Consider the following 5688-nt stretch of genomic DNA (forward strand, 5'->3'; position numbering starts at 1 on the left):
CCTCGTTGGAAGCACTCAAGAACGGCTGGCACGTCAGTTTTCACTTCATCTCATAAAATCTGTCAGGCGGTCAGGTCTTGCAGGTCAGGCGCAGGGCTAATCTGATCCGCGATGACCAGCCGCCCACCGGGTTTCAGAACGCGCCGCGCCTCGGCCAGAAAGCGCGGCAGGTCCCGGAAATGATGCGGCGCGTGGCGAGAGGTGACCAGCGTGAACGACCCGTCCGGGAAGGGAATGGCCTCGGCGCTGCCAACAACGAACGTGGCGTTGGGCACGCCCTCCTGCGCGGCGCGGTCCCGCGCGTGGGCCAGCATGGCTTCGGCCAAGTCCAGACCCACGACCTGCGCGACGTGTGGCGCCAGGGCCAGGGCCGTGTTTCCAGTGCCGGTCGCCACGTCCAGCGCCACGTCACCCGCGCGCGGGTCGGCGGCAGCCAGCAGGGCGGGCAGGCTGGCCCCATAACGGTGAACGTCGCTGGCGGCGTACTTCGCGGCGTGCCGGTTAAACTGCGCTTCGCTGCTGGTGTCACGGCTGCTGTGATCCTCACCGACGGAATGATCGCTCATGCCCCGATGGTGCGCCCGCGCCGGGTCTCAGGACAACTCACACAACCTGGGATGGGGTATAAGAAAACCTGATGGCGTCCTTTAATGCGTTCCGGGTATTTGTGGCGGTATACCGTGCCGGCAGCCTGAGCCGCGCCGCCCACGACCGCCACCTGACCCAGCCTGCCGTGAGCGCGCAACTCGCGGCGTTAGAGGCCCGCGTGGGCGAGCCTCTATTTCTGCGTACCCCGCGCGGCGTGATACCTACCGAGCGCGGCAAACTGCTCTACGCACAGGTGGCGCAGGGCGTGGATCACCTCCAGGCGGCGAGCGCGGCTCTGCGCAGCAACCCGGCCCAGCCTGGCCCGCTGCGGCTGGGCCTGACACCCGAGGTCCTGCACGGTTTCGCGCTACCCCGGCTGGCCGGATTGCCGGGCGCGGTACACGTGACGTTCGGCGAGGACCGCGCCCTGCTGACGGCGCTGGGCAGCGGCACGCTGGACGTCGCGCTGGTCACGACTGAACCTGAGGGCCGCCAGTTGACGGCGCAGGTCGTGACCGAGATGCCGTTCGCGCTGATCGGCCCCCCCAACTGGGACCCTGCGCCTGCCCTGCCTGCCGCGCTGGGCGCGTGGCTGAACGCGCGGCCGTGGGTGAGCTACAGCGTGGAGCGACCGGTCACGCGGCGGTTCTTCACGGGCACGCTGGGGCAGCGGTTCGAGGCTCCACAGGCGTTGGTTGCGCCGGACCTGCGAGCCGTGGTGCGGGCCGTCACACTGGGCATGGGAGCCAGTCTGGTTCCCCTGTTCGCCGCGCAGGAGGCGCTGGACGCCGGACAGGTCCGTGAACTCTGGCCCGCGCGGTCGCACATTCCAGCAGCCCGTTGGTGGCTGGCACAGCGCGCAGCCGACGAGGCGCGGCCCGACCTGCACACCCTGCGAGGAGCGTTACAGAGCAGGCCGCTGCGGGGCGGCAAGGAGGCGCCATCTCTCCCTGCCCGCCTCCACTCGGATTGGATGGAACCGACTAGACAGAGGCCGGATAATACGGATTCCAGCTGATTCGTAACTGCACCGAATCGAGCCGAGCGGATGCGAGGAGGAACAACAGACGGATTGGGCGGTATGGACCGACAGACGGCAAGACGCTGCCTGTGGCGGAATAGAGCGCACTCCGGATGACAGGTCAGTTCAGGGTCTTGAGGTACGCGTGGATGTTGGCCACGTCCGCGTCGCTGATCTGGCCTTCGCTGAAGCGGGGCATCGCGGCGCTCAGTTCACGCTGCGGCGTTTTTCCGTCGCGCAGGGTGGTCAGGAACTGCGCGTCGGTCCAGGCTTTCGGGCCGTCGGCCGTCACGAGGCTTGGGCCGATCTGACCCTGGCCGTTCGCGCCGTGGCAGGCTGCGCAGTTGCCCGCGAAGACCGTCTGCCCGGCAGCGGAATCACCAGCGGCGGCTTCCCCGGCAGGCGCGCCAGTGGTGGCAGCGGCAGTGGCATCGGGGGTGGCAGGGTCCGTCGTGGCGGCGTCGGTGGTCGCTGCGGCGGTGCCAGCGGTATCGGTGGCTGGCGCTGGGCTCGTGTCGGGGGCAGGGGTCGTGGTGGTTCCCGTGCTGGCCGAACCGGTCGGCCCTGACTCTGCGGTTGTGGAGTCTGCGGTCGTTGATTGGGTGGCCGTTTCGGGCATGGTCGTTGCGGTCCCGGTCTTCGTGGCCTCGGTCTGGGGGGCTTTCATGAGCTGGGGGGTGGCGATCAGCAGGGTCACGCCCAGAATCAGTCCGGCCGTCACACCCACCACCCAGGACATCACGTCACCCGCTTCGCGTTGCGTTCGTCTGTTCATGCTCCGAGCATACGACTGGCCTGCCGGGACATGTGGGAGGGCCGCCGGGGGAGTTTCTTCATGCCCCATACGGACTGCGGCTCCATACCGCGAAGGGGCGCATGCTGTTCCTATTCGCGTCCGCTCGGATTGATTCAGAACTGCACCGAATCAATCGCAGTCCGTATCAGCCCGCTCCCTGCCGGGGCCGCGCGGGGCGCTAGAGCAGCGGGGTGGGGGGCGCGCCGCGTTCCTCTTCCGGCCACCACTGCCGCGCGGCGAGGTCGCAGCGTCCCACGCCGTCCAGCACGACCCCCTCGGCACGCAGCAGGCCCTCCTGCATGTCACCAAACCCGACCTTGTGGGTACTGACTCGGCCCTGCGCGTTGATCACGCGGTGCCACGGCAACCCGTTGCCGCCCGCACTTACGCTGCCCATGAGTGAGTTCATCACGAAGCCCACCTGCCGGGCCGCGCCGGGCTGCCCGGCCAGCAGCGCCAGTTGTCCGTACGTCATGACGTGACCCTCGGGAATGCGGGCCACCAGGGCCAGCACCCGCTCACGGAAAGCGGGGGCCACCGGCGCGGGCTGCGTCAGGGTGCCCGGCTGGCGAGGGTGGGGGCGCCGGCGCCGGCCGTCACGCCGGTGACCAGGGCCTCGCGGACGCCCTGCGCGATGCCCAGCGCCACGCGGTCCAGGTAATTGCTGTCGGTCAAGTTCTGCCCGTCGACCGGGTGGCTGGCGTAGCCGATCTCGACCAGCGCGGCCGGAATGCGGCTGTTGCGCAGTACGCTCAGGGACTGGTTGTTCTTCAGGCCCCTGCTGAACGCGCCGGTTTGCTCAACCATGTGCTGCTGGAGCAGGGCGGCCAGGGCGCTGCTGTTGGGGTGGTTGGGATTCCACCAGGTTTCCACGCCGTAGCCCTTCAGGGCGCTGCTGGCCTCAAGGGCGTTCACGTGAATGCTGATGAACAGTTGCGTGCCGGGAGTGCCCATACCGGCGCGCATCTTCAGGTCGGTGTTCTTGTCGCTGCTCAGTTCGCGGTCACTGTCACGGGTGAGGACGACGTCCACACCGGCTGGGGCCAGCAGGTCCCGCACGCGCAGCGCGACGGCCAGTGCGACGTCCTTTTCGATAACCGAACCGACCGCGCCGGGATCCCGGCCGCCGTGCCCAGCATCGATCACCACGCGGGGCCGGACGTACGTGGCACTCAGGGCCAGGATGGCCGTGCCGCGCGAGGCCGGGAAGGGTGGCACGGCCGCCACAGTCCGCGCGGCGGCGGGCAGGGGGGTCAGGTCAGCCATGGCGGGTGACAGGTCGATGGCCAGACGGGCCAGCTGGTCGCTGCTCGGCGGCAGCAGTTGTACGCGCCAGCCGCTGCGGGCGGTAGTCGGGGCGGGCGTGGACAGCACGATGATCCCGCCGCCCAGGGTGGGCTGCGCCGACCACTGGGTCAGTTCGGGGCTGACGTTCTGCTCCCGCTGGGCCGGGACGGCCGGGCCGGTCAGTTCCACGCTCAGGCCGCCGGGTCCGGGCACAATGCGGTAGGCGGTGCCGGGCGGCAGGTCCAGCACCACGCGCGTCTGGCCGGGGTTCTTGCCGATCCGCGGTTGCGGCAGCGTGACGCCCCCTGACGTGCCGGGCACCACACCGTTCAGGTCGTTGGGGCGGGCGGTGTTGTCGCCGGGCAGGGCCGGGGCGGGCGGCAGGACCTTCCCGCCGCGCGTGACGGTATCACCGGGCGGGAGGTTGCTGACACTGGCCGTGGGGGTGGCCGGGGCGTTCAGGAGGGCCTGCGCGGCGGCGCTGATGGGCGCGCCAGGCTGCACGCGGTCAACCGAGCCGCCCGACACGGTCGCGCCGATGTCGATGATCAGGACGCGGGTGCCGGTTGCCAGCGTGGCCTCGTGCGCCTCCCAGCCATCGGTCAGGGACAGCGGAAACAGCGTGGACAGCGTGGCCTGCCCGCCCCCGGCTCGGTACTCGGAGACGCTGTTACCCAGGCGGCTGATCACGGCGGGCTGCACGCGCGCGCCCTGCACGTTTACGCGCAGGCCCGTGAAGGTGGGGGTCAGGGAGTAACTGACGCCGGGAGCCAGGTCGAACACCACGCGCGTGGCGCTGCCCTGGTTGCTGGAGCGGGGCGAGCCGAAGGTGGCGTTCTGCACGCCGGTCAGGGTGATGGGCACTGGGCGCGTGACGGCCACGCCGCGCGCCGCAGAGACGGTGGGTGCAACGGCGGCGGGCGCGGACCGCTGAAATGGATCACCGGTCTGCGCCAGTCCCGAACCCGCGACCGCCATCAGCAGTGTGGATAAGAGGAAAGTGGCAGTCAGCTTCATATTGACCTGTACTGTACCTGTTGGCAGTGAGAATTGAGCCGAAGGACTCATTTTCATTCAGCCGGCTCGCGGCGCCCGCCAGGACACCCTTTGCGCCGTACGACCTGTTCGGTCCTCCGGCGGCGCGCGGCGCCTCATGAGCGGCCGGGCCGCCCCATTCAGGGCCGACAGCAGCGCGGCGCCGCCTGTTCAGCAGGGGAGAAACGGGCTGTCGGTCGTGCAATTGGCAACCCGGTGCAGGGGCAGGTGGCGAATACCTGCCGCTGCCCCCTGTGCGTTGGGCTCTCCATCTGCCTCCCGTCTACGCGGGTCCCGGCGTGAGTTTCCCGGTGGGCGCGGCAGATTCGGTGGGACGCCGGTCGGGCGTGAGGGGAGGCAGCGCACCTCCGGCCAGGATGGTCTGCAGGTCCTCGCCGCCCAGGCTCTCGCGGGCCACGAGTTCGTCGGTCAGGCGGTACAGGACGTGCGCGTGCTCGCCCAGCAGGTCCAGGGCCCGCTGGTACTCACCGTTCAGGATGCGACCGACTTCCTCGTCGATGGCCTGCGCGGTGTGGTCGCTGTACGCGCCCTGCTGCGGGCCGTACCCCAGGTACGAGCCGCTGTCCTGCTCCAGCGCCAGTTGCCCCACGCTGCTCATGCCCCACTCGGTCACCATGCGCCGCGCAATACTGGTCGCCTGCTGGAAATCGTTGGCGGCGCCGGTCGTGACCTGCCCGGTGGCGATCTGCTCGGCGGCGTGCCCGGCCAGCGCCACGCAGATCCGGTCCAGCAGCGCGGCGCGGGTGTGGTGCATGCGGTCTTGCGGGGTGTACAGCGCGCTGCCCAGGCTGCGGCCCCGGGGCACAATGGTCAGCTTGTGCGCCTTGTCCGCGCCGGGCAGCAGTTGGGCGGCGAGGGCATGGCCGACCTCGTGGTACGCCGTGACCTTCCGGTCCGCCTCCTGCACCACCAGGCTCCGCCGCTCCGGGCCCATCAGCAC

At 69.9% G+C, this 5688-nt stretch carries 5 protein-coding genes and 1 pseudogene; 1 reads left to right on the forward strand and 5 read right to left on the reverse strand.

Going from position 1 to position 5688, the window contains the following annotated elements:
- Positions 1 to 62: 62 nt before the first annotated feature.
- Positions 63 to 566 carry a methyltransferase domain-containing protein gene (locus QZ271_RS13745; protein ID WP_291432424.1) on the reverse strand — a complete coding sequence of 168 codons (504 nt, stop codon included), beginning with the start codon at positions 564 to 566 and terminating at the stop codon, positions 63 to 65.
- Positions 567 to 637: 71 nt separating this feature from the next.
- Between QZ271_RS13745 and QZ271_RS13750 the strand changes: the two genes are divergently transcribed.
- Positions 638 to 1606, forward strand: a complete 969-nt coding sequence (locus QZ271_RS13750) for a LysR family transcriptional regulator (protein ID WP_291432426.1) — start codon at positions 638 to 640, stop codon at positions 1604 to 1606.
- A gap of 124 nt (positions 1607 to 1730) precedes the next feature.
- Here QZ271_RS13750 and QZ271_RS13755 read toward each other — a convergent pair whose 3' ends face one another.
- The 4 genes and pseudogenes from QZ271_RS13755 to QZ271_RS13770 all read right to left on the reverse strand — a co-directional run.
- Positions 1731 to 2384: a cytochrome c gene (locus QZ271_RS13755; protein WP_291432427.1), complete on the reverse strand. Its 654-nt coding sequence runs from the start codon at positions 2382 to 2384 to the stop codon at positions 1731 to 1733.
- A 199-nt stretch (positions 2385 to 2583) separates the two neighbouring features.
- The gene (locus QZ271_RS13760) at positions 2584 to 2943 is read right to left on the reverse strand and encodes an MGMT family protein (RefSeq protein WP_291432429.1); all 360 of its coding nucleotides are present in this window, start codon (positions 2941 to 2943) and stop codon (positions 2584 to 2586) included.
- Positions 2944 to 2957: 14 nt separating this feature from the next.
- Entirely contained in the window at positions 2958 to 4709 is a 1752-nt protein-coding gene (locus QZ271_RS13765) for an N-acetylmuramoyl-L-alanine amidase (protein WP_291432431.1), read from the reverse strand.
- A 301-nt stretch (positions 4710 to 5010) separates the two neighbouring features.
- Positions 5011 to 5688 (reverse strand): annotated as a pseudogene (locus QZ271_RS13770) (cell division protein FtsH); the annotation flags it as partial.

Source organism: Deinococcus sp., from assembly GCF_018260555.1.
GTDB lineage: Bacteria > Deinococcota > Deinococci > Deinococcales > Deinococcaceae > Deinococcus.